Source organism: Gluconobacter albidus, from assembly GCF_002723915.1.
Classification (GTDB): domain Bacteria; phylum Pseudomonadota; class Alphaproteobacteria; order Acetobacterales; family Acetobacteraceae; genus Gluconobacter; species Gluconobacter albidus.
In genome coordinates this window covers 83,551-107,908 of the sequence record NZ_BEWL01000006.1, presented here as the reverse complement: position 1 = coordinate 107,908, position 24,358 = coordinate 83,551, and the positions used below count along the sequence as shown (strand labels likewise).

Annotated in this window: 23 protein-coding genes and 1 pseudogene; 15 read left to right on the top strand and 9 right to left on the bottom strand. The window is 59.2% G+C overall.

From position 1 onward, the window contains the following. Nucleotides 1–20: 20 nt before the first annotated feature. Nucleotides 21–533 carry a L,D-transpeptidase family protein gene (locus GAL01_RS08900; protein WP_062032214.1) on the bottom strand — a complete coding sequence of 171 codons (513 nt, stop codon included), beginning with the start codon at nucleotides 531–533 and terminating at the stop codon, nucleotides 21–23. Nucleotides 534–696: 163 nt separating this feature from the next. Between GAL01_RS08900 and GAL01_RS08895 the strand changes: the two are divergent. After that, nucleotides 697–1,392, top strand: a pseudogene (locus tag GAL01_RS08895) (response regulator transcription factor); the annotation flags it as partial. Nucleotides 1,393–1,460: 68 nt separating this feature from the next. Here GAL01_RS08895 and GAL01_RS08890 read toward each other — a convergent pair. Beyond that, on the bottom strand, nucleotides 1,461–2,258 hold the full coding sequence (locus GAL01_RS08890; protein WP_062032218.1) for an exodeoxyribonuclease III: 798 nt from the start codon (nucleotides 2,256–2,258) through the stop codon (nucleotides 1,461–1,463). A gap of 81 nt (nucleotides 2,259–2,339) precedes the next feature. Between GAL01_RS08890 and GAL01_RS08885 the strand changes: the two genes are divergently transcribed. The 4 genes from GAL01_RS08885 to GAL01_RS08870 all read left to right on the top strand — a co-directional run bounded on the left by GAL01_RS08885 (nucleotide 2,340) and on the right by GAL01_RS08870 (nucleotide 6,999). Then, nucleotides 2,340–3,347, top strand: a complete 1,008-nt coding sequence (locus tag GAL01_RS08885) for a dipeptidase (protein ID WP_062031997.1) — start codon at nucleotides 2,340–2,342, stop codon at nucleotides 3,345–3,347. Nucleotides 3,348–3,662: 315 nt separating this feature from the next. Beyond that, nucleotides 3,663–5,600, top strand: a complete 1,938-nt coding sequence (gene uvrC / locus GAL01_RS08880) for an excinuclease ABC subunit UvrC (protein WP_062032001.1) — start codon at nucleotides 3,663–3,665, stop codon at nucleotides 5,598–5,600. A gap of 89 nt (nucleotides 5,601–5,689) precedes the next feature. Continuing rightward, nucleotides 5,690–6,292, top strand: a complete 603-nt coding sequence (pgsA, locus tag GAL01_RS08875) for a CDP-diacylglycerol--glycerol-3-phosphate 3-phosphatidyltransferase (RefSeq protein WP_062032004.1) — start codon at nucleotides 5,690–5,692, stop codon at nucleotides 6,290–6,292. Nucleotides 6,293–6,393: 101 nt separating this feature from the next. Continuing rightward, nucleotides 6,394–6,999, top strand: coding sequence for a hypothetical protein (locus GAL01_RS08870; RefSeq protein WP_062032007.1), 606 nt, complete (start codon nucleotides 6,394–6,396; stop codon nucleotides 6,997–6,999). A 52-nt stretch (nucleotides 7,000–7,051) separates the two neighbouring features. Here GAL01_RS08870 and lexA read toward each other — a convergent pair whose 3' ends face one another. Beyond that, on the bottom strand, nucleotides 7,052–7,771 hold the full coding sequence (lexA, locus tag GAL01_RS08865) for a transcriptional repressor LexA (protein ID WP_062032010.1): 720 nt from the start codon (nucleotides 7,769–7,771) through the stop codon (nucleotides 7,052–7,054). Between the two features lie 304 nt (nucleotides 7,772–8,075). On the opposite strand from lexA, the gene rpmG reads away from it, so the two are divergent. After that, the gene (gene rpmG / locus GAL01_RS08860; RefSeq protein ID WP_011253780.1) at nucleotides 8,076–8,243 is read left to right on the top strand and encodes a 50S ribosomal protein L33; all 168 of its coding nucleotides are present in this window, start codon (nucleotides 8,076–8,078) and stop codon (nucleotides 8,241–8,243) included. A gap of 85 nt (nucleotides 8,244–8,328) precedes the next feature. Here the strand turns inward: rpmG and GAL01_RS08855 are convergent, their stop codons facing one another. Together GAL01_RS08855 and eno are read right to left on the bottom strand one after the other, a co-directional pair. Next, nucleotides 8,329–8,658 carry an FtsB family cell division protein gene (locus tag GAL01_RS08855; protein WP_062032014.1) on the bottom strand — a complete coding sequence of 110 codons (330 nt, stop codon included), beginning with the start codon at nucleotides 8,656–8,658 and terminating at the stop codon, nucleotides 8,329–8,331. Between the two features lie 141 nt (nucleotides 8,659–8,799). Beyond that, complete coding sequence (eno, locus tag GAL01_RS08850; RefSeq protein WP_062032018.1) at nucleotides 8,800–10,080, bottom strand: phosphopyruvate hydratase; 1,281 nt, start codon at nucleotides 10,078–10,080, stop codon at nucleotides 8,800–8,802. 101 nt (nucleotides 10,081–10,181) lie between these two features. Here eno and GAL01_RS08845 point away from each other — a divergent pair, with 101 nt between their 5' ends. Continuing rightward, nucleotides 10,182–10,658, top strand: coding sequence for a DUF3429 domain-containing protein (locus GAL01_RS08845; RefSeq protein WP_231865405.1), 477 nt, complete (start codon nucleotides 10,182–10,184; stop codon nucleotides 10,656–10,658). On the opposite strand, the gene kdsA is transcribed toward GAL01_RS08845, so the two are convergent. From kdsA to tpiA, 4 genes are all read right to left on the bottom strand, one after another. Beyond that, complete coding sequence (gene kdsA / locus GAL01_RS08840; RefSeq protein WP_062032026.1) at nucleotides 10,655–11,479, bottom strand: 3-deoxy-8-phosphooctulonate synthase; 825 nt, start codon at nucleotides 11,477–11,479, stop codon at nucleotides 10,655–10,657. The two genes, GAL01_RS08845 and kdsA, sit on opposite strands and share 4 nt — an antisense overlap. Then, entirely contained in the window at nucleotides 11,476–13,107 is a 1,632-nt protein-coding gene (locus GAL01_RS08835; protein WP_062032030.1) for a CTP synthase, read from the bottom strand. Before GAL01_RS08835 ends, kdsA begins: the two co-directional genes overlap by 4 nt. 103 nt (nucleotides 13,108–13,210) lie before the next feature. Then, nucleotides 13,211–13,561 carry a preprotein translocase subunit SecG gene (gene secG / locus GAL01_RS08830; RefSeq protein WP_062032034.1) on the bottom strand — a complete coding sequence of 117 codons (351 nt, stop codon included), beginning with the start codon at nucleotides 13,559–13,561 and terminating at the stop codon, nucleotides 13,211–13,213. Then, on the bottom strand, nucleotides 13,558–14,358 hold the full coding sequence (gene tpiA, locus GAL01_RS08825; RefSeq protein ID WP_077802832.1) for a triose-phosphate isomerase: 801 nt from the start codon (nucleotides 14,356–14,358) through the stop codon (nucleotides 13,558–13,560). The genes secG and tpiA overlap by 4 nt, the downstream gene beginning before the upstream one ends. 190 nt (nucleotides 14,359–14,548) lie before the next feature. On the opposite strand from tpiA, the gene GAL01_RS08820 reads away from it, so the two are divergent. The 8 genes from GAL01_RS08820 (at nucleotide 14,549) to GAL01_RS08785 (ending at nucleotide 24,355) form a co-directional block, all read left to right on the top strand. After that, nucleotides 14,549–16,498 carry a peptidyl-prolyl cis-trans isomerase gene (locus tag GAL01_RS08820; RefSeq protein WP_062032042.1) on the top strand — a complete coding sequence of 650 codons (1,950 nt, stop codon included), beginning with the start codon at nucleotides 14,549–14,551 and terminating at the stop codon, nucleotides 16,496–16,498. Next, nucleotides 16,498–17,910 (top strand): anthranilate synthase component I, encoded by a 1,413-nt coding sequence (gene trpE, locus GAL01_RS08815; RefSeq protein WP_062032046.1) that lies wholly within the window; start codon nucleotides 16,498–16,500, stop codon nucleotides 17,908–17,910. The genes GAL01_RS08820 and trpE overlap by 1 nt, the downstream gene beginning before the upstream one ends. Nucleotides 17,911–17,971: 61 nt before the next feature. After that, nucleotides 17,972–18,568 (top strand): anthranilate synthase component II, encoded by a 597-nt coding sequence (locus GAL01_RS08810; RefSeq protein WP_062032222.1) that lies wholly within the window; start codon nucleotides 17,972–17,974, stop codon nucleotides 18,566–18,568. After that, nucleotides 18,565–19,668 (top strand): anthranilate phosphoribosyltransferase, encoded by a 1,104-nt coding sequence (trpD, locus tag GAL01_RS08805; RefSeq protein WP_082790780.1) that lies wholly within the window; start codon nucleotides 18,565–18,567, stop codon nucleotides 19,666–19,668. The genes GAL01_RS08810 and trpD overlap by 4 nt, the downstream gene beginning before the upstream one ends. Continuing rightward, nucleotides 19,665–20,591 carry an indole-3-glycerol phosphate synthase TrpC gene (gene trpC / locus GAL01_RS08800; RefSeq protein ID WP_062032052.1) on the top strand — a complete coding sequence of 309 codons (927 nt, stop codon included), beginning with the start codon at nucleotides 19,665–19,667 and terminating at the stop codon, nucleotides 20,589–20,591. The genes trpD and trpC overlap by 4 nt, the downstream gene beginning before the upstream one ends. Nucleotides 20,592–20,744: 153 nt before the next feature. Continuing rightward, nucleotides 20,745–21,749: a pyruvate dehydrogenase (acetyl-transferring) E1 component subunit alpha gene (gene pdhA / locus GAL01_RS08795; RefSeq protein WP_062032056.1), complete on the top strand. Its 1,005-nt coding sequence runs from the start codon at nucleotides 20,745–20,747 to the stop codon at nucleotides 21,747–21,749. A 3-nt stretch (nucleotides 21,750–21,752) separates the two neighbouring features. Continuing rightward, nucleotides 21,753–23,120: a pyruvate dehydrogenase complex E1 component subunit beta gene (locus GAL01_RS08790; RefSeq protein ID WP_062032059.1), complete on the top strand. Its 1,368-nt coding sequence runs from the start codon at nucleotides 21,753–21,755 to the stop codon at nucleotides 23,118–23,120. 5 nt (nucleotides 23,121–23,125) lie between these two features. Further along, nucleotides 23,126–24,355 (top strand): pyruvate dehydrogenase complex dihydrolipoamide acetyltransferase, encoded by a 1,230-nt coding sequence (locus tag GAL01_RS08785; protein ID WP_062032063.1) that lies wholly within the window; start codon nucleotides 23,126–23,128, stop codon nucleotides 24,353–24,355. Nucleotides 24,356–24,358 lie beyond the last annotated feature (3 nt).

Below are 24,358 nucleotides of genomic sequence, written 5' to 3'. Positions count from 1 at the left end.
GCTACCTCACCGCTTTTATCTCAGGACGGCTTTTCTATTGTAATATGCGACAATCCCGCTTCGAGAAACGCACGGAGGTCCTTTTCCTCAAGGGCAACACAGCCTTCCGTATATCCGCTGGCGGGCGGCAGATGCAGGAAAATCGCCGATCCGTCTCCCGATTTTACCGGGGCATCATTCCAGCCCAGAACGATGCAGAGATCATAGACATGATCGTCACGCCACAGGTTTTCGCAGGAGGCCGGGTGAGGGAGCGCTACAGCGCGATTGTAGTCGGAATGGGTGGGGTCATCACACCAGCCATCATTGGCGGCGAGGGGTTCGACGGAAAGTTCCGCTGTGCAGACGGGACGTGAGGTCCGGTCCGCACGGTAGAGGACACGCCGGAGCGGCAGTTCCCCCACGGGAGTACGAAGGTCTCCTTCCGTTTTGTCAAGGGACAGCCCGCGCCGTCCGATCAAAACCGGAACGATTTTCCCCTGAAAGTGAAGAAAAGCGCGGTCTCCAGCGGTTCTCAAAATAGCTTTAGCCATAATGCTGTTTCCTTTTTCGGCTGTACTTGCCATAGTCTGATGCGAAAGCATGCTGCTTTCTTCCCGTTTACCGGGAATGGTAAGTCCGGATGTGCAAGTTACGAACACCGAATTTTTACGGATGTGACGTTTCTTCCGTCGCGATAGAACGAGACAGGTTATTATGGCAGGTCCACGCCCCATCCTGGTTGTTGACGATGATGATACGCTCCGTCGTCTTCTGGCAGAGCAGCTTCAGCACGGCGGCGAACTGGAAGCGGTTGAGGCGACGTCCGTTGCCGCAGCGCGCGAACTTCTCGCCAAACCTGGTGCCCGGTATGATGCCATGCTGCTGGACATTACCCTCCCCGATGGTGACGGGCGCGACTTCTGCGCCGAATTGCGGCGCGCGGGCATCCGCATGCCGATCATCATCCTGACCGGTTCCGATGACGAACACGACGTGGTGCGCGGCCTTGATGCAGGTGCCAACGACTACGTTGCCAAGCCTTTCCGGATCGGTGAGCTTCTGGCCCGCCTGCGGGCCCAGTTGCGGATTTTCGAGAACAGCGAAGACGCCGTCTTTGAGATCGGCCCCTATGCATTCCGTCCGTCTGCCAAGCTGCTCGTCGAAACCGCCCGTAACCGCCGGATCCGCCTGACGGAGAAGGAGGCCGCGATCCTGAAATATCTCTATCGTGCGGGTCAGCGCCCGGTGGCGCGTCAGGTACTTCTGAACGAAGTCTGGGGCTACAACGCGGCCGTCACGACCCATACGCTCGAGACGCATATCTACCGACTGCGCCAGAAGATCGAGCCAGATCCGGCACGCACGTCACTTCTGATTACGGAAGGTGGTGGCTATCGTCTTGATCCTGAAGGACGGACGTGGCGTGATCGGCTCCGACAGCCTGTCAGCCTGAAGGCTGACAGGAAGCGGGCGAAGGGTCAGGCCGGGTCGAAGTCCAGCACAACAGGAACGTGATCCGACGGGCTGTCCCAGTCCCGCACATCCTGAAGAACCCTGATATCCCTCAGGCCCGGCATGAGGTCGGGCGTCATCCAGACATGATCCAGCCGCCGACCGCGGTTGGATTTTTTCCAGTCTTTATTGCGGTATGACCACCAGGTGTAGAGCTTCTCCGGCTCCGGCGTGATCGTCCGCATGGCATCCTGAAATCCCGTCGCCATCCACGCCTTCAGGCGTTCAATCTCAGGCGGCGTGTGACTGACGATCTTCAGAAGTTGCTTATGACTCCAGACGTCATGCTCCAGAGGCGCGATGTTGAGATCGCCTACCAGAATGCTGCGGGCAGGAGGCGCACTGGTGAACCAGCCGGTGGCTTCATCCACGAACGTCAGTTTGTGGGCAAATTTTTCGTTTTCCACCGGGTCGGGGATATCGCCACCTGCCGGCACGTAGAAATCATGTAGCAGGATCGGACCGGCTGGCGTCGCAATACTCGCAGCCACATGGCGGCAGTCCGAGCGCGTGCACCAGTCGGGCGTTCCAGCAACGCTTTGCAGTGGATGTCGCGACAGGATCGCCACACCATTATAACCCTTCATGCCTTTATAGACCTGATGGGGCAGGCCCATTTCAGCCAGGGCCTGAGCGGGAAAGAGCGGATCCGGGACTTTCGTTTCCTGTAGACAGACGATGTCCGGGTTTTCCTGTTCGACGATCTGCTTCAGCAGCGGCAGTCTGAGTCGAAGAGAATTGATGTTCCAGGTGATGAGACGCATGACGACTGGATCGACCGGATCAGGCGTTTTGACAAGCACCCTCTTGCACACAAAGCTTTCCCGTCCGATCTAGAACGAACCATGACTGATCTGCACCACACACTCCTGACGCTTGATTCCCATATCGATATTCCCTGGCCGGACCGACAGGATGCCTGGACGGAAGACACACCCAGACAGGTGAACGTTCCCAAGACGCGTAAAGGTGGCCTGAAAGCCGTGTGTCTTGCGGCCTATATTCCGCAGGGCTCACGCGATGATGCCGGGCATGCTGAAGGCTGGGACCGGGTTCAGGGCATGCTGGACGTGATTTCCGGAATAGAAGGACGACAGGGCAATCACAGCGCATGCGTCTGCCGGACGGCGGCAGATGTGCGTGCGGCCTATGAAGCGGGCGACCTTGCCGTCATTCCGGCGATCGAAAACGGACATGGTCTGGGTGGACAGCCGGAGCGTATCGCGGAACTCGCCCGTCGCTATGGCGTACGATACATGACCCTGACCCATAACGGACACAATGCGCTCGCGGACGCGGCCATTCCGCGCAAGGATCTGGCGGATGCCGAAACGCTTCATGGAGGGCTGTCAGAGCTAGGGCGTGAGGCGATCGCACACATGAACCGCTCCGGCGTTCTGGTGGACGTCTCCCATGCGGCAAAATCGACCATGATGCAGGCGAGCGAGATTTCTGCCACGCCGGTTTTCGCCAGTCACTCCTGTGCCCGCGCCCTGTGCGATCACCCGCGCAATCTGGACGATGAACAGCTTGACCGCCTGAAAGAAACAGGTGGCCTGATTCAGGTGACGGCCATGGGCTCCTTTCTGAAAAAAGGCGGCGGCGGCACGGTCGAAGATCTGGTACGGCACGTCTCGTATATTGCGAACCGGATCGGCGTCGAGCATGTCGGGATTTCTTCGGACTTCGATGGCGGTGGTGGAATTCCGGGTTGGAAAGACGCAACCGAGACCGCGAATGTCACGCATGCTCTTCAGGCGGCAGGTTTCACCGATGCGGAAATTTCTGCCATCTGGGGTGGTAACATGCTGCGTCTTCTGGAGACTGCCGAAAAAGCCACAACGGTGCTCTGAAAGCAGCCTTGAAAATACGCTTCGACAGACCCTGAGAGAACAGAACATGATCATGATGGACAAAACAGGAGCCGCGTCGTCCACCATGACCTGCTGAGGCGTTTGCAGGCCGTCTGTCGATCCTTTCCACCCTCCCGGACAGGGGGTGATGGAATGGGAAGGAAAGCAAGAAACAAGCGTTTTCAATGACTTGCAAAAGATGATTAAAAATTGGGCAATCTGATGACAAGTCTGGCAAACCGTGGCTTTCATGATTCTGTCACGGAGCAGCCCACAGACTTTTCCACAGGTTCAGTGGATGACTGAAAAAGCCGAATGACCGACCTTCCTCCACACAGTTCCGACCTGTCTGACGACCATGGCGCACTCCCTGTTTCTGCGGGAAACACGCAGGGTGTCGAGGCCATTCGTGAGGCATTGAAGACCATTCCCTACAGCCCTGGCGTGTATCGCATGCTCAGCGCGAAGGGGGAGGTGCTGTATGTCGGCAAGGCGCTGAGCCTGAAGAAGCGCGTCTCGTCCTATACCCGCACCAACCAGCTTCCCGAGCGGCTGCGGCGCATGGTGTCGATGACGGTTTCGATGGAAATTGTTATCACGAAGACAGAAGCGGACGCACTGCTTCTGGAGGCGAACTACATCAAGCGCATGAAGCCGCGCTTCAACATCCTGCTGCGTGACGACAAGAGCTATCCGTGGCTGATGCTGACTGAAAGTCACGAATTTCCGCAGATCACCAAACAGCGCGGCAAGCCCGTCAAAGGCGCAACCTATTGGGGGCCGTTTGCAAATGCCTGGGCCGTCAACCAGACACTCAATCTGGTGCAGCGCAGCTTCCTGCTCCGGTCCTGTTCGGATGCCGTGCTAAACAGCAGAACGCGGCCCTGCCTGCTGTACCAGATCAAGCGCTGCTCAGCGCCCTGTGTGGATCGCATCTCCGGACCTGATTATGCGAAACTGGTTGACGAGGCCCGCCAGTTTCTCTCGGGACACAGCACGGACCTGCAACAGCGTCTGGCAGCCGAGATGGAGCAGGCTTCGCAGGACATGGATTATGAGCGGGCTGCATCGATCCGGGACAGGATCCGGGGATTCGCCAGCATTCAAGGGTCCAGCACCGTTAACCCGGCGTCGATCAATGACGCGGATATCATGACGATCTGGCAGGAAGCCGGTCAGAGCTGCATTCAGGTATTCTTCATCCGAGGCAGCCGCAATAACGGTAACCGGGCATTCTACCCGGCCCATGCCGAGGAAGAGACAGCAGCAGACGTGCTGTCGGCGTTCATGATCCAGTTTTATGACAACAAACCGCCACCGCCCACGATTCTGGTGAACTGTGAGATTCCGGAACTGAATCTGGTCGAGGAAGCACTCAGCATCAGGCGCGGACAGAGGGTCGAAATCCTCAGACCACAGCGGGGTGAAAAAAAGGACGTCGTAGGGCACGCAGCCCTGAACGCCCGGGAAGCGCTGGAACGTAAGCTGGCCGAGAATACCGGACAGCGCAAACTGCTCGAAGGGGTTGCGGAGGTCTTTGGTCTTCCTGAAACGCCGCAACGTATCGAAACCTATGACAACTCCCATATCATGGGGCAGGCCCCCTATGGCGTGATGGTCGTAGGCGGCCCCGAAGGCTTCAATAAGCGCGCCTATCGCAAATACGGCATCAAGGGACCAGTCGCGCCGGGAGATGATTTCGGCATGATGCGCGAAGTCATGGAACGCCGGTTCGGAAAACGCCCGGAGAACGGAGAGCGTTCGGAAGACTGGCCGGATCTGCTTCTCATCGACGGTGGCTTCGGGCAGTTCAACGCCGTACGGAAAGTTCTCTCCGACATTGGTGTGAGCGGAATTCCGATCGTGGCCATCGCCAAAGGTCCGGACCGGGATGCCGGGCGGGAATGGTTCTTCACGGAGACAAAACCGCCCTTCCAGCTCCCTCCGCGAGACCCGGTTCTCTACTATCTGCAAAGACTACGCGACGAAGCACACAGGTTTGCAATCACCACACACAGGGCAGGGCGCTCCAAGGGGTTACGCAGTTCCGAACTGGACACTGTACCGGGAATCGGAGCTGCTCGGAAAAAAGCCCTGCTCAATCATTTCGGCTCTGCAAAATCCGTCAGACAGGCGAGTCTTGAGGAACTGGAAAGCGCGCCTGGTATCAGTTCCAGCACGGCAACTGCCATATACGGGCATTTTCATCCAGAATGGGTCCAAAAGGCCTCAGCCGATCATCGCAGCTCCTGAACCTAGTCAGCGATTTACACGAAAAATACATCTTTCACGCACACATTGGCGCATACCGGTATGAGGGAAACTGTTCTAGACTGATTGTGATGCTGACAGATCTGCCAAATATCCTGACACTGCTGCGTATCGCGTCCATTCCCGTACTGGTCGTGCTGCTCTCCGTGCACTCGCCGACTGCGAATGTGATCGCCTGCGTGGTCTACACGGCCGCTTGCATCACGGACTATCTGGACGGCGCCCTGGCCCGTCGCTGGCAACAGCTTTCCGAACTGGGCCGGATGATGGACCCGATCGCGGACAAGCTTCTGGTCGGGTCGCTTCTGCTGGCTCTGGCAGGGCTGACACAGTTGCCGGTTTATTCGCTTTATGCAGCGATCATCATCATGATCCGCGAAATTCTGGTCAGTGGCCTTCGCGAATACATGGCCTCCCAGCGCGAAACGCTCCCATCGACACGACTGGCGAAATGGAAAACCGGCATCCAGATGGTAGCGATCGGTTTTCTGATCGGTGGAGACGGGGCTGCAGAAATGCTGGGACTTTCCTTCCTGCCGGCAACGCTGATTGGCGGAATCTTCCTTTGGCTTTCCGTGATTCCGACAGTCATCAGTGGCTGGGGTTATCTGACCGCAGGACTGACCCGCATCATGGCAGGGCAATCCCGCAAATCATCCAAAATCAGCTTCTGACGTCATACGGCGAAAGAATGTAGCGTTCTTCGACTGTCTTCATCTGGCGCTTCGTTACAAGGACCGCTAAAGGTCATGGATTGATCTCGTGGGAGTAAGAAATGCGGAAGACCGCTCTGCTGGCACTACCTCTCGCTCTGAGCGGCTGTTCAGGCATGGGCAAGTATATCCGCGACACAATGGTCTGGACGGCTCTCGATAATCCGAACGGCCCTCATGGAGACAGCGAGAATATTCATCGCGCGCGTGGCGAAAAATATTCCGAAACTCCAATTTTCCCCGAAAGCGGCAACATCTGGCCGGGGGCTCCGCAACCGCTCCCAACGCTCAAGGACGTCGCAAACCCCAATAGTACGTTCAGCCATGCTCTCGGCGATCCGGCGACCTATTTTGGTGGCGCTGCGCTCGATGAAAACTTCATGGGTGGAATCGCCGGCAAGGGAGCTCTGGGAGCATCCGGGCCGCAACTCATGCAGGGCCAGAGCCTTTCAGTCGGCGAAGGCGCTGATACCCACCAAGGCGTGTCTCGAGACCGCACCCATCTTATCCCGACACTTCCTTCGTCAGTTCCCGACAGCGCAGCCCGCTTTCTGAACAAGAGTCCCAGCAAAGCCATCGTTATCCCGAACGGGGACGGCACCAGCACGGTCATCGGTCCGGATGGCAGCGTAAAGGTCATTCACGGAACGTCTTTGCCCCCCAGGTAAGGTTTTGCTGACGGTTCTGCGCCGCCAACATTTCCCTTCAGGATCTCAGACTTCAGTACTGACGGAAAAGCGCGATCAAACGCCCCTGGATGTGCACGCGCTCCGCTGGAAAAATACGAGTTTCGTAGTCCCGATTGGCGGCCTCGAGCGCGATCATCGACCCACGACGACGCAGTTTCTTAAGCGTCACTTCCTGGCCATCAATCAGGGCAACAATAATCTGTCCGTTCTCGGCCGTCTCACGTCGCCGGATAATGGCGATGTCCCCATCCAGAATCCCAGCTTCGATCATCGAATCGCCCGCCACGGTGAGTGCGTAATGCTCTCCAGTGCCCAGGAGCGAAATGGGGACCTCAATCCTGTCGCTGTCATCCTGCATGGCCTCAATAGGCAAACCGGCTGCGATGCGACCATAAAGAGGAATGCTGATGGTCTGACGATCATTGGCGACGCTGGCTTCGGAGAAAGTCCCGTCAAGACCCGTCTCCCCCTGACTGAGAACAGCCGGAACGAAAGCAGCCTCTGTCGTCGGCGTAACGGCAGGAGCCTCGGTGCCCATATGAGGCAGGCGCAGCACTTCCAGCGCGCGTGCGCGATGATGGTGACGCCGCAGGAACCCACGCTCCTCCAAAGCAGAAATCAGGCGATGAATGCCTGATTTGGAACGTAGTTCGAGAGCATCTTTCATTTCATCGAAAGAGGGAGAATATCCCGTCCGGCGAAGATGATCGTCGATATACAGCAAAAGCTGGTGCTGTTTGCGGGTCAGCATACAGGCGCTCCCATGCGCCTCGGCGGAGGCAGGTCAAAACAGGGCACAGAATGACAGTCATCCTGCATTTGTTCCTTATAGGTTCCTCTCTATTGCCCTACAAGCAAAGAGAGTGCTCTCCCATAGGCATCCGGCACGATTTTCTGGTCCACAAACTCTTTGAAACTACAGGAAAACCGCTAAATCTTGCGCAAAGGCCTTGACCTCCGAGCCACAAATCAGCATGGTGCGCCAAATCTAGAGATCAACATGCTGCATCGACACCTTCGAGCGGCATAAGTTATGGCGAAAGCCCGAGGGTATCATGGGAAAGAGCAACGTTATTCAGATCCGGCTCGTTTCGTCAGCTGAGACCGGCTACTTCTACGTCACGAAGAAGAATGCCCGTTCTGCTACGGGAAAGATGGAAGTACGCAAGTACGATCCGGTTGCACGCAAGCACGTCGTGTTCCGCGAAGCCAAGATCAAGTAAGACTGTTCCAACAGTCTTCATAAAAAAAAGCGGCCTTCGGGCCGCTTTTTTTTATACCTCGAAGGCTGATTATTTCAACGACTGCTCAAAACAGTTTGTCATGCGGTCCGTAGGGGACAACCAGATCGCCACTGCGCGTCAGGTTCATCGTGGCACGGGCGCGCTCATCCAGCATGTCAGCATCCAGCGCTTTTTCCTTGAGGGCAACAACACGACGCCGCCAGACATTCTGCTCATCGTCCGCATCCTGCCTAGCCTGAAGGGCATCTTTCTGAAGCTGGGTCTGCTCCTGATAGGCATGGATCCCATGCGCACCGTGCAACGCGTTCCAGCCGAAATAAACCGTGAGAGACAGGAAAAATGCCGGAGGAGCTACGGCGCGGACACCACGTTTGATAAGTCGGATCAGTGTCACGTCGTGAAAACTCCGTTCTGAGAGACTATCTCAATTTATATCAGTCATTTGTGACCAGACAATGAAGGATATGAATATCAATCATATCCGGCCATGAAATAACGGCCCCATTCCCGAAAGGAATGAGGCCGTTGACCATTTTCAGGAGTTCCGGAGGATGTTGCGACCGGCATAGCGGGCCGCACTGCCAAGCTGCTGCTCAATACGGATGAGCTGGTTATATTTTGCCGTACGGTCAGAACGGGAGAGGGAGCCCGTCTTGATCTGGCCGCAGTTCGTTGCAACCGCGAGGTCAGCAATGACGGAATCTTCCGTCTCGCCCGAGCGATGGCTCATGACGCAGGCGTAACCGGCCTTGTGAGCGGTTTCGACGGCTTCCAGCGTCTCGGTCAGCGTACCGATCTGGTTGACCTTCACAAGCAGCGCATTCCCGGTACCGGCCTTGATGCCACGGCGCAGACGTTCCGGGTTGGTGACGAACAGATCGTCACCGACGAGCTGGAGCTTCTTACCCAGACGGGTCGTCAGTTCAGCCCAACCTTCCCAGTCATCTTCCGCAAGTCCGTCTTCAATGGAAACGATCGGGTAGCGGTTCGCCAGATCTTCAAGGTAGGAAATCATGCCCGAAGCATCAAATTCCTTGCCTTCACCCTTCAGATTGTAGCGACCGTCCGCGTAAAACTCGGTAGCGGCGCAATCGAGCGCGAAGGTCACGTCCTCGCCCAGACGATATCCAGCAGCTTCAACAGATTTTGCAATAAATCCAAGAGCTTCATCAGCAGACTTCAGGTTCGGCGCGAAGCCGCCTTCATCGCCGACATTGGTGTTGTAACCAGCCTCGGACAGACCTTTCTTCAGACGTGCGAAAATTTCCGAGCCCATGCGAATGGCATCCGCAACCGTCGGCGCACCGACCGGCTGGATCATGAATTCCTGAATATCGATCGGATTGTCGGCATGCTCGCCACCATTGACGATGTTCATCATCGGCACGGGGAGGAGATGGGAATAGGCACCGCCAACATAGCGATATAACGGAAGCTCCAGCTCCTCGGCAGTTGCCTTGGCGACGGCGAGCGAAACGCCGAGGATGGCGTTGGCGCCCAGCCGGGACTTGTTGGAGGTTCCGTCCAGATCAATCATCGCGTTATCAATGGCGATCTGATCTTCCGATTCGGCGCCCTGAAGCACTTCAAGAATGTCGTTCTCGACATGACTACAGGCCTTCAGGACGCCTTTGCCGCCATAGCGGGACTTGTCACCATCGCGCAGTTCCACGGCTTCATGAGCACCGGTGGAAGCGCCGGACGGGACAGCCGCGCGGCCGCGGGCACCGGAGGACAGCTCGACTTCGACCTCGACAGTGGGATTGCCGCGGCTGTCCAGGATTTCGCGGGCGATGATATCAACGATGGCGCTCAATGGAAGCTCTCCTGGGATACGTGAACCGGGTTGGCTCGTGACCGTTCGGAATGGAACAGCTATTTCAAGTCTCAAAATCACGCCCTGAGGTCAACGACGACATGCGCCTTCCTTTTCCCATTTTCGTGCTTGGCATTGCCGGGCTGATCCCTTTCATGGCGCTCGGAGGATGGATCTTTATGGCAGGGCTGTTCACGCCACTGCTAAATCTCAAGATCATTCTCCTGACGTATGCCGCCTGCATCCTGTCATTTCTGGGGGCCGTACACTGGGGGCTGGCCATGGAACGGCCGGACATCATCACTGTTGGCGGCACGTCCCAGCGGGACCGCCAGCGTCTTGTGCTGGGTGTCTGCCCTGCGCTCTGGGCATGGCTTGCCCTCTGCATCGGTGTTCTAGGGCATGTCCGGGCCGGTTTCGGCCTCGAAATCATCGGTTTTGTGGGGACGTTCCTGGTGGAACGGGAAGCCTGGAGGAAAGGTGCGCTTCCCCCAGGCTATCTGCCGCTGAGAGCCGGACTGACGGTTATTGCGGTGCTGAGCCTGTTTCTGGCGGCTCTGGCTCCTTCCGGGAGTTAGGCCGGAAAGGATTTCGCCAGAGCGTCAAAGGCTTTCAGACGCGTCAGGAGGCTGCGCATTTCATGGAGCGGCACCATCGTCGGACCATCGCTTGGAGCATGGTCCGGGTCTTGATGCGCTTCGATGAAAACGGCGGCCACACCAATCGAGAGCGCTGCGCGAGCCAATGGCTCAACGAATTCACGCTGCCCACCGGTTGACGCCCCGAGGCCACCCGGCTGCTGCACGGAATGCGTTGCATCGAACACAACGGGATAGCTCGTCTGCGCCATAATCGGCAGGCCGCGCATATCGCTGACAAGCGTGTTGTAGCCGAAACTCGTTCCACGATCGCAGAGCATGATGCGCTCATTGCCCGTTGACGCAATCTTGGCTGCGACATTGGCCATGTCCCACGGCGCGAGGAACTGGCCCTTCTTGATGTTGATGGCACGGCCAGTTTCGCCCGCAGCCAGAAGCAGATCCGTCTGGCGGCACAGGAACGCCGGGATCTGCAGAACATCCACCGCTTGAGCAGCAGGTGCGCACTGCTCGGCGGTGTGCACGTCCGTCAGAACGGGAACGCCGAATCGCTCGCGGATGCCGGCGAGGATCTCCAGACCGGCCTCCATGCCTACTCCGCGCGCGGCATTGACCGAGCTGCGGTTAGCCTTGTCGAAGCTGCTTTTATAGATCAGCCCGATTCCCAACTCACGGCAGATGGCGGAGAGGGCATCGGCCATCTCCGTTGCGTGCTCGCGGGATTCGATCTGACACGGACCAGCGATCAGCGTGAAAGGCTGATCCTGACCGACCGTGAGGTCTCCGATCCGGAAGCTCACTTGCTGTGAGCCTCCTTGATGGCGGCACCGATAAAGCCCGCGAACAACGGATGCGGATCGAAAGGCTTGGAGAGCAGTTCCGGATGGTACTGCACAGCCACGAACCACGCGTGATCCGGGTATTCCACCACTTCCGGCAGCACACCGTCAGGAGAGAGACCGGAGAATCGCAGACCCGTCTTTTCGAGGCGGTCCTTGTAATGCGCGTTGACTTCCCAGCGATGACGATGGCGCTCGCGGATTTCCGTACGGCCATAGATCTCAGCCGCGCGGGAGCCGGGAACCAGCTTTGCCGGATAGGCGCCCAGACGCATCGTGCCGCCCAGATCGCCGCCTTCACGACGACGGAGCAGTTCGCCACCACGCGCCCATTCCGTCATCAGCCCGACCACAGGCTCATCCGTCGGACCGAATTCGGTGGAGGACGCCTTGGGAAGGCCCGCAAGCGAACGGGCACATTCGACCACGGCCATCTGCATGCCAAAGCAGATCCCGAGGAACGGGATGTTGTTCTCACGGGCATAACGGACGGCCTGGATCTTGCCCTCGGCGCCGCGCTCACCAAATCCGCCGGGAACGAGGATGGCATCCGCATCTTTCAGGCGCTCGGCGATATTACCGTTCTTTTCGAACTCTTCCGATTCGATCCAGTCCAGATTGACCTTCACATGATTGGCGATGCCACCATGCAGCAGGGCTTCGGCCAGCGATTTATAGCTGTCGAGCAGGGCCGTGTACTTGCCGACGACGGCCACGCGGACTTCAGCTTCGGGTTCGCGAATCGCATGAACGATCTTTTCCCAGCGCGAAAGGTCCGGCTTGCTGTCATAGGGCAGGCCGAAATAGCGCAGGACTTCCTGATCCATTCCTTCGTTGTGATAGGAAATGGGGCAGGCATAGATCGTGTCCACGTCAAGCGCCGCAATGACGGCTTCCGGGCGGACATTGCAGAAATTGGCGATCTTGCGACGCTCGTTGTCCGGAATGGGACGATCCGAGCGGCACAGCAGCATCTGCGGCTGGATACCGACATTCTGCAGTTCCTTGACGGAATGCTGCGTGGGCTTGGTCTTGAGTTCGCCGGCTGCCGGGATGTAGGGCAGGAGTGTCAGATGCACGCACATGGTCTGGGCGTGGCCAAGGTCATTGCGGAGCTGACGGATAGCCTCGAGGAACGGAAGGCTTTCGATATCACCAACCGTGCCGCCGATTTCCACGAGCACGAAATCGTAATCGTCGGTACCGGAGACCACGACGTCCTTGATGGCGTCCGTGATGTGCGGAATGACCTGTACGGTCCCGCCCAAATAGTCGCCGCGACGTTCGCGCGCGATCACATCTGAGTAAATGCGTCCCGTCGTGGTGTTGTCAGCACGGGACGCGTGAACGCCTGTGAAGCGTTCATAATGACCGAGGTCGAGGTCGGTTTCCGCCCCGTCATCGGTAATGAACACCTCACCGTGCTGGTACGGGCTCATGGTGCCCGGGTCCACGTTGAGATAGGGGTCCAGTTTGCGCATGCGGACCTTGTATCCGCGCGCCTGGAGGAGAGCAGCGAGGGCCGCTGAAGCGATGCCCTTGCCGAGAGAAGATACCACACCGCCGGTGATGAATACGAAACGCGTCATGGGCGGTCTTCATACACTGCCGACATGGGGCAGGGGAAGCGAAGAGACGCGTCTGTGAGAAAGATCCCCGTTAAAAAATCTGAACGGGGATTTTCAGTGTCGCTCAGTGAGCGGGTGTGGACGCCGGAGCAGCAGGAGCTGCCGGTGTTGTGGGGGCAGGCGTTGTGGTCGTCTGCGTCGCGGCAGGCGGTTGCGCCAAAATGTCGCGCGAGCCGACGCCGGAGGAGGCGCCACGGTTCATGACGGCCAGCACCAGGCACAGCAGCATGAAGATTCCCGCAAGAACGGACGTAGCACGCGTGAGAAGCGTTGCCGTTCCGCGGCCGCTCATGAAAGAGCCCATGCCCTGGCCGCTGCCGATTCCGAGGCCACCGCCTTCGCTGCGCTGGATGAGGATCACCCCGATCAGCGCCAGTGTGACCAGCAGGTTGAGAGCAAGCAGAAGAGTGGTCATGAACGATAGGGTCCGGACAGTGGTTGGGCAGACAGGCGAAGAGAGGCTGATTCGGCAATGCGCAGGAAGCTCTTCGCTTCCAGACTGGCACTGCCCACCAGCACCCCTCCGAGCGACCCGATGGAAAAAATGGTCGGCGCCTGAGCCGGTGTTACGGAGCCGCCATACAGGATCGGGACATGAATGTCATCCATCTTGAGGCGCGACTGCAACAGTCCGTGAAGCAGGGAGAGGGTCCGCTCGAGCTCGTCAATCGGCGGAACGGAGCCGCTGCCGATGGCCCAGACCGGCTCATAGGCCAGGACGCCGCTGAAGTCATCCGTAAGCGATCCTTCGACCTGCGTTGCCAGAACGGTGGTCGTTCGTCCTTCGAGACGCTCTTCCATCGTCTCGCCGATACAAACGACGGGGATGAGCCCCGCTGCCTCGGCGGCTTCGACTTTCCGGCGGATCAGCGCATCGGTTTCGCCATGAGCCTGACGACGCTCGGAATGACCGAGGATGACATACTGCACCCCCAGATCGGACAGCATGTCCGCTGAAATGTCACCGGTATGCGGTCCGGACGATGTTGTGTGACAGTCCTGGGCTCCAAGACAAAGAGGGGCGGCAGGGCCTGCGGCATTTATGATGCCGTGAACACTCGCAAGCTGTGTGAAGGGCGGGCACAGGACGAGCCGCACATCATCTGGAAGGGCCTGGGCACCTTCGGCGACGGCACGGGCCAGACGGGTGGACTGCTCGCGCAGTCCGTGCATCTTCCAGTTACCAACGACAAGTCTTGGGGATGGGATCACTCTTCCTCCTTCGTGGCGACATCTGCGGAATGACCGCTCAATCGGGGCATAAGGACCGGGCGGTACGCAAAAGGATGCTTTCCGTTCCGGTCTGCTTCTGGTCAAGCCGTTCTCACGACATTATGGTGCGGCAAGTTTAGCGGGCCTTCCGTGTCCGTACCATCCCGTCATCCGGATCTGCCCTGACCCCATGATTATCTCGCTCCGCCATCTTTTTGTTGACTCCTGGATCGGCCGTGCCGCCGCATTGCTGATCTTTCTGGCCTTTATCGGTTGGGGCGTGGGAGATGTTTACTCCAATCTGGGCGCGACCGGGTCCAACGAAATCGTGCGCATCGGCGATCGGAGCGTTACGCCGGACGATTTCAGCCGGGCGCTCTCGGCCCAGCTTCCGGCTGTCGCCAAGCAGATCGGGCTTGCCGATCCCTCTAGGCTACCGCGGAGCGAGGTGGAGCAGATCGCACGCCAGACGCTTCAAAATCTTGTGATGCAGAATGAAATCCAGCTTGCGGCCGAACGTGGCGGCATGATGGTGCCCGACGATCTGGTGCGGCAGGAAATTTTTGCCATTCCAGCCTTCCATGATGCTGCCGGAAAGTTCGACCGCAGCGTTTTCAACGAGCGCCTGACACGCATGGGCTTTACCGAAGGCAGACTGATCCAGGTCATCCGCGAAGATATCGCATCCCGTGGCCTGTTGCAGGGGATCGGGCAGGCCGTTGTGGCGCCCCCGTCACTGACGGAACGCATGCTGTCTTTCGATGCAAACCAGCGTGTTTTTGATCTGGTGGAAATCCCGTTTGCGAGTGGCGCCGTGACCGCACCTCCCACGGACGAACAGCTTCACCGTTTCTATGACAATCATCCGCAGATGTTCCGCACGACAGAGTACCGTCATGCCAAGATGGTCATCATGACAGCGGACAGCGTTGCCAAAACGATCGAGGTTCCGGACGACGTTCTTCATCGTCTGTACGATTTTCAGGCGCGCACCTACGACATGCCCGAGACGCGGACGCTCCAGGTCCTGACATTTGCGGACCAGACCAAGGCCGCTGCGGCAACGGCCGCATGGAAAGGTGGAATGTCATGGGACGATATCCAGAAGAAATTCCCCGAAGCCGCAGCCGTTTCCCTGCCGTCGGTTCGCCAGAGCGATATCCCCAACCCCGAGCTTGCCAAGGCCGCTTTCGCTGCACAGCCTGACCGTATTTCCGGCCCGGAAAAGACCGGGATGGGATGGGTTGTGTTCAACATCACGGCCATTGCAGCCCCTCACAAGACGACGTTCGAGCAGGCAAAAGACGATCTGAAAAAACAGGTCCAGACGCAGGAAGCAAGCGAGGCTCTTCAGGCACGCCAGAAGCAGTTTCAGGACGCGGTTGCAGGATCTTCAACGCTAGATCAGATCCCCGGCGATCTCGGCGCCGTTCCGGTTGCAGGCACGCTGGATTCCAGTGGTATGACGCAGGACGGTCTGCCCGCACCCATTCCGGGCGACGAGGCGCTGCGTCAGGCCATTGTTCAGCAGGTTTTCACACAGTCCAAAGGTGCCCAGCCAACGGTCGTGAGCGGCCCGAACGGCACCTTCTTCTCAGTGCTGGTCGATGATGTCCGCCCCGGAACCCTCAAGCCTTTCGACAGCGTACGCGATCAGGTCGTTCAGGCATGGACAGCCGAGCAGAAGCGCCGCGCCGCCAATCTGCGCGCAACGGCCCTGTTCGGCACCGCAAAGGCAGGTACGCTGCGCAAGGCCATGGACGGACAGCCGGAGGCTTCGACCCTGCGCCAGGACGTCAGCGTCTCACGCGTTCATCCCGATCAGAGCCTGCCCCAGAACATCCTTCGTGGGATCTTCGATCTCAAGCCGGGTGCGACCGGAATGTTCGAAACGCCGGATGCATTCTGGCTCGTCAACGTGACCGCCGATCGTCCGGCTTCGGCAGAAGACCTGAAGTCCCTTGGAACCCGTCTGGCGGACGACTATCGCCAGTCTATGCAGTCCGATATTCCGATGGTCCTGAATGCCGCGATGGAAAAGGCTGTTCCGCCTTCGCGTATCAATATGGCGCTTTACAATCAGGTCGTGACGGCCGCCATTCCGGCCAGCGCACCGGCCGCAGAAAACGGGGCGCACTGATGGGTATCGTCTACAGCATTGAGGCCGCCGATCTCCTGACGCCTGTTTCGGCTTTTCTCAGACTGTCGAACCTGTCGGATGATCCGTACCGCCTGCTGCTGGAAAGCGTCGAGGGCGGTGCCGCACGTGGACGCTATTCCGTTATAGCGCTGCTGCCGGATCTGGTCTGGAAATCCCGTGACGGGAAGGTCACGCTTGATGGCAAGCCCCTCGATGGGGTCCCGCTCGAGACGCTCAAGACCATCGTGGACGAAAGCCAGATGGATCTTCCGAGCGGAATGCCTCCCATGATCGGAGGCGTCTTCGGCGTGCTGGGTTACGACATGGTGCGGCAGATGGAGCGTCTGCCGAATGCGCCGGTCAATGATCTGGGCCTGCCGGAAGGGATCATGATCCGTCCGCGCCTGTTTGCGGTCTTCGATTCCGTTCGGGACGAACTGACACTGGCCGTACCGGTCCGTGGAAACACGACGGATGCGGATGCTCATGCGCTTCTGGACAGGGCGCGGGCCGCTCTGGCTGCGCCACTTGGAGATGCGCGCGAGACGCTGCCTTCCGGCACGGAACTGGCAGCACCTACCTCCAACATGACGCAGCAGCAGTTCGAAGACCATGTCCGCAAGGCACAGGACTATATTGCGGCGGGCGATGCCTTCCAGATCGTGCCGAGCCAGCGCTTTACCACGCCGTTCCCGCTCTCGCCGCTCTCGCTTTACCGAAGCCTGCGGCGCGTCAATCCGGCACCGTTCCTGTTCGTGATGGAGCTTGAGGACTACGCGCTCGTGGGGTCCTCTCCGGAAATTCTGGTGCGGCTGCGGGCTGGCGAGGTTACGGTCCGTCCGTTGGCCGGCACCCGTCCGCGCGGTGCGGACCGCGAAGAAGACCTCGCACTGGAAAAGGAGCTTCTGGCTGATCGCAAGGAACTGGCCGAGCACCTGATGCTGATTGATCTGGGTCGCAATGATGTGGGCCGCGTCTCGCAGCTCGGGACCGTCGCGGTTCCGGAGCAGTTCGTCGTCGAGCGCTACAGCCATGTGATGCATATTTCCTCGACCGTCACGGGCCGCATCAGGGAGGGCAGCACGGCGATGGACGCGCTTGTGGCCGCGTTCCCCGCAGGAACCCTGACAGGCGCGCCCAAGATCCGCGCCATGGAGATCATCGACGAACTGGAGCCGACACGACGTGGGCCGTATTCCGGCTGCGTCGGATATTTCGGTGCTGATGGTGAGATGGACACCTGCATCGGTCTGCGCATGGCCGTTCTCAAGGACGGCAACATGTATGTGCAGGCCGGATGTGGCGTGGTGGCGGACAGCGATCCGAATGCCGAGTTTCGCGAAACGCAGGCCAAGGCCCGCGCACTCTTCCGGGCGGCGGAAATCGCGGTTGCGACCGCAGCCAAAGCCTGACGGAGGGCCGACACACGATGTGTTGTTTGACGAAAAAGGACGCGAAGGTCATTCTGCTGCCATGATCCTTCTTATCGACAATTACGACAGCTTCACGTTCAACATCGTCCATCACCTGGGAGCGCTTGGTGTAACGTGTGACGTTCGCCGCAACGATGCGCTGAGTGTTGAAGAGGCTCTGGCGCTTAATCCGGCTGCCATCGTAATCTCACCCGGGCCTGGCGCACCTGCGGAGGCCGGGATCTGCTGTGATCTGATCCGCGCGGCCGCAGGGCGAGTGCCGGTTTTCGGTGTCTGCCTTGGTCATCAGGCAATCGGTCAGGTCTTCGGTGCCAAAGTCGTGCGGGCGCCCGTTCCGATGCACGGCAAGATCAGCGCCGTGCGTCACGACGGAACAGGGGTTTTTGCCGGACTACCCGATCCCGTCGATGTGGTACGCTATCACAGTCTGACGCTTCGACCCGACAGCATCCCCGAGACACTGGTGGTCAATGCACGGACGGAAGATGGGGTCATCATGGGGGTTCGCCATCGCGACTATCCCGTGCATGGCGTCCAGTTCCACCCTGAAAGCATTGCCTCCGTTGCCGGACGCGAACTGCTGGCCAATTTCCTGGCGATTGCCGGGATTCCGGTCGCGACATCACAGGCCGCCTGACAGTGGGGGCTGATTTTACAGAGCTTCTGCACAAAGCTGCTTCGGGACAAGTTCTGAGCAGTCAGGAAGCAGAAAGTGCTTTCCATGCGATCATGGCGGGAACGGTCGACCCCGTTCATCTTTCCGCCTTCCTCACAGCTCTGAAACTGCGCGGGGAAACCTTCGCCGAACTGACAGGTGCTGTAAAAGCCGTCCGGCATCACATGACGCTCCTCCCGGATGTTCCGGCTGGCGCGATTGATGTGTGCGGAACAGGCGGGGATGGTCTGAAGACGCTGAACGTTTCGACAGCCGTGGCCTTCGTGCTGGCCGGTCTTGGCGTTCCCGTTGCCAAACATGGCAACCGCGCACTTTCATCGACCACAGGCGCAACAGATGTGCTGGAAGTGTTGGGGATTCCGCCTACCGCTGATCTGGCCCTGCAGGGCAGACGCCTGCGCGAAGACAATCTGGTCTTTCTCGCAGCCCCCCAGCACCATCCAGCGATGCGCCATGCGGCCCCTGTGCGCAAAACGCTTGGTTTCCGGACCCTGTTCAATCTGCTCGGGCCACTGTGCAATCCCGCTCAGGTTCGCCATCAACTGATCGGCGTGTTTGATGGTCGCTGGTGTGAACCTGTGGCGCGAGCGCTTGGCGCGCTAGGTAGCCTGTCTGTCTGGGTCGTGCATGGCTCGACCTCCGAAGGGGGCAGCGACGAACTCACCCTGGCTGGCCCCTCTCAGGTATCCGCCTGGGAAAAAGACGCTCTTTTTTCGTTTGAGATCGAACCGGACATGGCCGGCCTGAAAGCCGCTCCCATATCCGCCATCCGTGGCGGAGACGCCCGGACCAACGCATCCGCGCTGGTGTCTCTGCTGGAAGGCGCCGGTGACGCTTACCGTGATACGGTTCTTCTCAATGCGGCGGCCGCCCTGCATGTGGCAGGACGCGGCGATATCGTGAAGGGCGGGACGATTGACGTTCCGGCTTTCCGTCGCAATGTAGGTCTGGCGGCAGAGTCCATCGACCGTGGGCTCGCCCGTGCCGCGCTGGAACGTGCGCGTATGTCAGCCCATTCTCCGACCCATTCCATTGCTTCCACAGACGCAGGACGATCATGACATTCATGCACCATCGACCGGCGATGACATATTCGCCCGAGGGAACAGAACAGTTCCCTGACCCGGAAGTTCCGGAAACGACGACTCCTCCCATCAAAAATCCCGAAGCGGAGACCGCCGCAGACCGGAGCGACGTTCTCGCCCGGATCTGTGCCCGCACACGGGTGGACGTCGAGCAGCGCTCGCAGATCATGTCTCTCAAGGACATCACGGCGCGGGCACGGGAAGTCACCACCCCCACGCGGGGTTTCGGACAGGCGCTTCAGCACCTGACGGCGGACCGGCAGGTCGGACTGATTGCCGAAATCAAGAAAGCGTCTCCTTCCGCCGGGATCCTGCGGCCGGACTACGATCCGGTGAAGATCGCGCAGGACTATCAGGCCGCTGGCGCCACCTGCCTGTCCGTTCTGACGGAAGGCTCGTGCTTTCATGGCAGCACGGAAGATATCCGCGCCGTACGCGAAGCCTGCAGCCTGCCGATTTTGCGCAAGGACTTCATTCTTGACCCATGGCAGGTCCATGAAAGCCGCCTGATCGGCGCAGACTGCATTCTGCTGATCATGGCCGTACTGACCGAAACGCAGGCGGCAGAATTGATCGCGATTGCACGCGGACTGGACATGGACGTCCTGTTGGAAGTCCATGACGAAGCCGAACTGAACCGCGCCCTGGCACTGGATACGTTCCTGATCGGAATCAACAACCGCAACCTGCGGACCCTGAAGACCGACATCCAGACGACGATTGATCTCGCTCCCCTGGTTCCGCCGGATCGTCTGGTCGTCTCTGAAAGTGGCATCCGGACGCAGGATGACATGATGAAGGTCGGCGCCGTGGGCGCGAGTGCGGTTCTGGTGGGCGAGAGCCTGCTGCGTGAGCCCGATCCAGGTGTGGCGGCGCGCCGCCTGCTCGGTTTCGTTTGATCTCAGGCCGCCTTTCGGGGCGGTCTGAACCGTTTTTTCACGGCATATCCCACGGATCGTTACGCTTCGCGAAAGCGGGACATGGTCTGGCCTTTGGTGGCTTCTGCCGCTAAGAGCATGCGGGATTTTATGCATTTCCATCAGGAGACCGTCATGGACGAGACACCGTCCGCTTCAGGCCGGAGCAACGGTCCGGCCCTTTCGCCGGAGACCATGAAGCGCGCGTACAGGGACATGCTTCTTGTCCGGCGCTTTGAGGAAAAGGCTGGCCAGCTTTACGGCATGGGTCTGATCGGCGGCTTCTGCCATCTGTATATCGGGCAGGAAGCTGTTGTGGTCGGCATCGGCCTCAACATGAAGCAGGGCGACAAGTCCATCACGTCCTATCGTGACCACGGACAGATGCTGGTCGCAGGCATGACGCCGCGCGGTGTCATGGCGGAGCTGACGGGCCGGTCTGGCGGGTATTCGCGCGGCAAGGGCGGCTCCATGCATATGTTCTCCCGTGAAAAGGAGTTCTACGGCGGTCATGGCATCGTCGGCGCGCAGGTCGCACTGGGCACGGGTCTGGCTTTCGCGAACAAATATCGCGGTACGGATGAAGTCTCGATCGTGTATTTCGGCGAAGGCGCATCGGCACAGGGGCAGGTCTATGAGAGCTTCAATCTCGCGGCCCTGCACAAGCTGCCCTGCATCTATGTGATCGAGAACAACCGCTACGGAATGGGCACGTCCATCGAGCGCGCCTCGGCCTCAAAGGACCTTTCGCGCAACGGCGAGCCTTGGGGCATTGCCAGCCGCAAGGTCGATGGCATGGACATTTTCGCAGTTCATGAAGCCGCGCAGGAAGCCGTGGAGCACTGCCGTTCTGGCAAGGGGCCGTTTCTGCTGGAAATGGAGACCTACCGCTATCGTGGGCATTCCATGTCTGATCCTGCAAAGTATCGCCAGCGCTCGGAAGTCGAGGAAATGCGCCGTACACGCGATCCGATCGAGACGCTGAAGGCCGAAATGCTGCGCAGCGGGATCGAAGAGAGCGTGTTCAGGGACATTGAGACAGACGTGAAAGCCATTGTCGCTGACGCGGCCGAATTTGCACAGACGAGCCCCGAGCCGGAACACTCCGAACTCTGGACTGATATTCTGGTGGAGGCCTGATCCATGGCATCTCTGATTCTGATGCCGGCTCTCTCGCCGACCATGACCGAAGGTACTCTGGCCCGCTGGGTTAAGAAGGCAGGTGAAGCCGTTTCCGCAGGCGACGTGATTGCCGAGATCGAAACCGACAAGGCGACCATGGAAGTGGAAGCCGTGGACGAAGGCGTAATCGGCAAGACGCTGGTGGCCGAAGGTACGCAGAATATCGCAGTTAACACGCCGATCGCCGTGCTTCTGGCCGAAGGCGAGGACGCTGAGGCTGCGGACACTGTGACGCGCTCTGCCGATCCGGCTGCCGGAGCCTCTGTGGCCATCGAAACACCGGCTGATCCGGGGATCGTGGAAGCGCCGGAAGCCGTGCAGGCCGAGAACGACCGGGACTGGGGCGAGACCAGTGAAATCACCGTTCGCCAGGCTCTGCGGGATGCGATGGCGGCCGAGCTTCGCCGTGATGAGGACGTGTTCCTGATCGGTGAGGAAGTGGCACAGTATCAGGGCGCCTATAAGGTCAGCCAGGGTCTGCTGGATGAGTTCGGCGAAAAGCGCATCATTGATACGCCGATCACGGAACATGGCTTCACGGGCATGGCCGTAGGTGCGGCACTGACCGGGCTCAAGCCGATCGTCGAGTTCATGACCATGAACTTCTCGCTGCAAGCCGTTGATCATATTATTAATTCCGCCGCAAAGACACTATACATGTCCGGCGGCCAGATGGGCTGTCCCATCGTGTTTCGTGGCCCAAACGGAGCTGCGGCCCGCGTGGGCGCACAGCACTCGCAATGTTTCGCAAGCTGGTTTGCGCATATTCCGGGTCTGAAGGTGGTCGCTCCCTGGTCGGCTGCGGATGCAAAGGGTCTGCTGCGGGCTGCCATTCGTGATCCGAACCCGGTTATCGTGCTGGAAAACGAGATCCTCTACGGTCAGAAATTCCCGTGCCCGGTGGATGAGGACTTCATCCTGCCGATCGGTCGCGCGAAGATCGAACGGGAAGGGACAGACGTGACGCTCGTGGCATTCTCCATCATGGTTGGCGTGGCGCTCGAAGCCGCAGCCATTCTGGCGGAAGAAGGCATTTCGGCAGAGGTCATCAATCTGCGCTCGATCCGTCCTCTGGATACCGAAACGATTGTGCGCAGTGTGAAGAAGACGAACCGGATCGTGTCCGTCGAGGAAGGCTGGCCAGTGGCGGGCATCGGGGCGGAAATCTGCACCGTGGCCGTCGAGCAGGCTTTTGACTGGCTTGATGCTCCTCCGGCGCGTGTCTGTGGGCTTGACCTGCCGATGCCTTATGCGGCCAATCTCGAAAAACTGGCACTTCCGAAACCCGACTGGGTGGTGGATGCCGTTCGCAAGCAGCTGCGGGACTGACAACGATGGCTACCGATATCCTGATGCCGGCGCTGTCGCCGACCATGACCGAAGGCAAACTGGCCCGCTGGCTCAAAGCCGAAGGCGATACCGTCGCTGCAGGCGACGTGATTGCTGAAATTGAGACCGACAAGGCAACCATGGAAGTGGAAGCCGTGGACGAGGGCATCCTCGGGCGCATCCTGATCCAGGAAGGCGCCGAGGGGATTCCCGTCAACACGCCGATTGCCATTCTTGTGGAAGATGGCGAGTCCGTGCCTGACACGTCTTCCACGCAAATGGCAGTGTCTCCGAAAGCTGAGACGGCTTCCGCAGAAACAATGCCTGCTGCTCCGGTATCCAAAGCTCCGGCTGAAGACAAGGGAGAGCGGATTTTCGTCTCTCCATTGGCAAAGCGTATGGCGCGTGAGCGTGGCATCGCCCTTGACGCCCTGACTGGAAGTGGCCCGAACGGCCGCATTCTCAAGCGCGATGTTGAGAAAGGCCCGTCTGCGCCCAAGATGGCTCCGAAAGCTGCTGCTACACCTCTCATCACGGCGTCGGAAGAGACGGTTCGTCGCGTTCCGAACTCGACGATGCGCAAGGTGATCGCGCGTCGTCTGACGGAATCCAAGACGCAGGTTCCGCATTTCTATGTTTCGGTCGATATCGAACTTGATGCGCTACTGGCCCTGCGTTCGAAGCTGAATGCGACCGCGCAGGAAAACAGCTTCAAGATCTCGGTCAATGACATGATGATCAAGGCTGTAGCGCTGGCCCTCAAAAAGGTTCCAGGCGTGAACGTGCAGTTCACCGAGGCCGAGACGCTGCATTTCGAGAATGTGGACATCTCGATGGCCGTATCGATTCCGGATGGGCTGATCACACCGATCATCCGTGACGCCGATCGCAAATCCCTGCGCGACATCAGCGTCGAAGCCAAGGATCTGGCCAAGCGCGCCCGCGCCGGAAAGCTCAAGCCCGAGGAATTCCAGGGCGGGACGTTCTCCATTTCCAATATGGGCATGTTCGGCGTGCGGGAGTTCGCAGCGATCATCAATCCGCCGCAGGCCGGGATTCTGGCGATTGCGTCAGGCGAAAAGCGGGCGGTGGTCCGCGGTTCGGACATCGCAATTGCGACCGTGATGACGGCGACGCTGTCGGTCGATCATCGTGCGGTTGATGGTGCCCTTGGAGCCGAGTGGCTGAATGCACTGCGCGATATCGTGCAGAACCCTTACTTTCTGGTGGTCTGAACC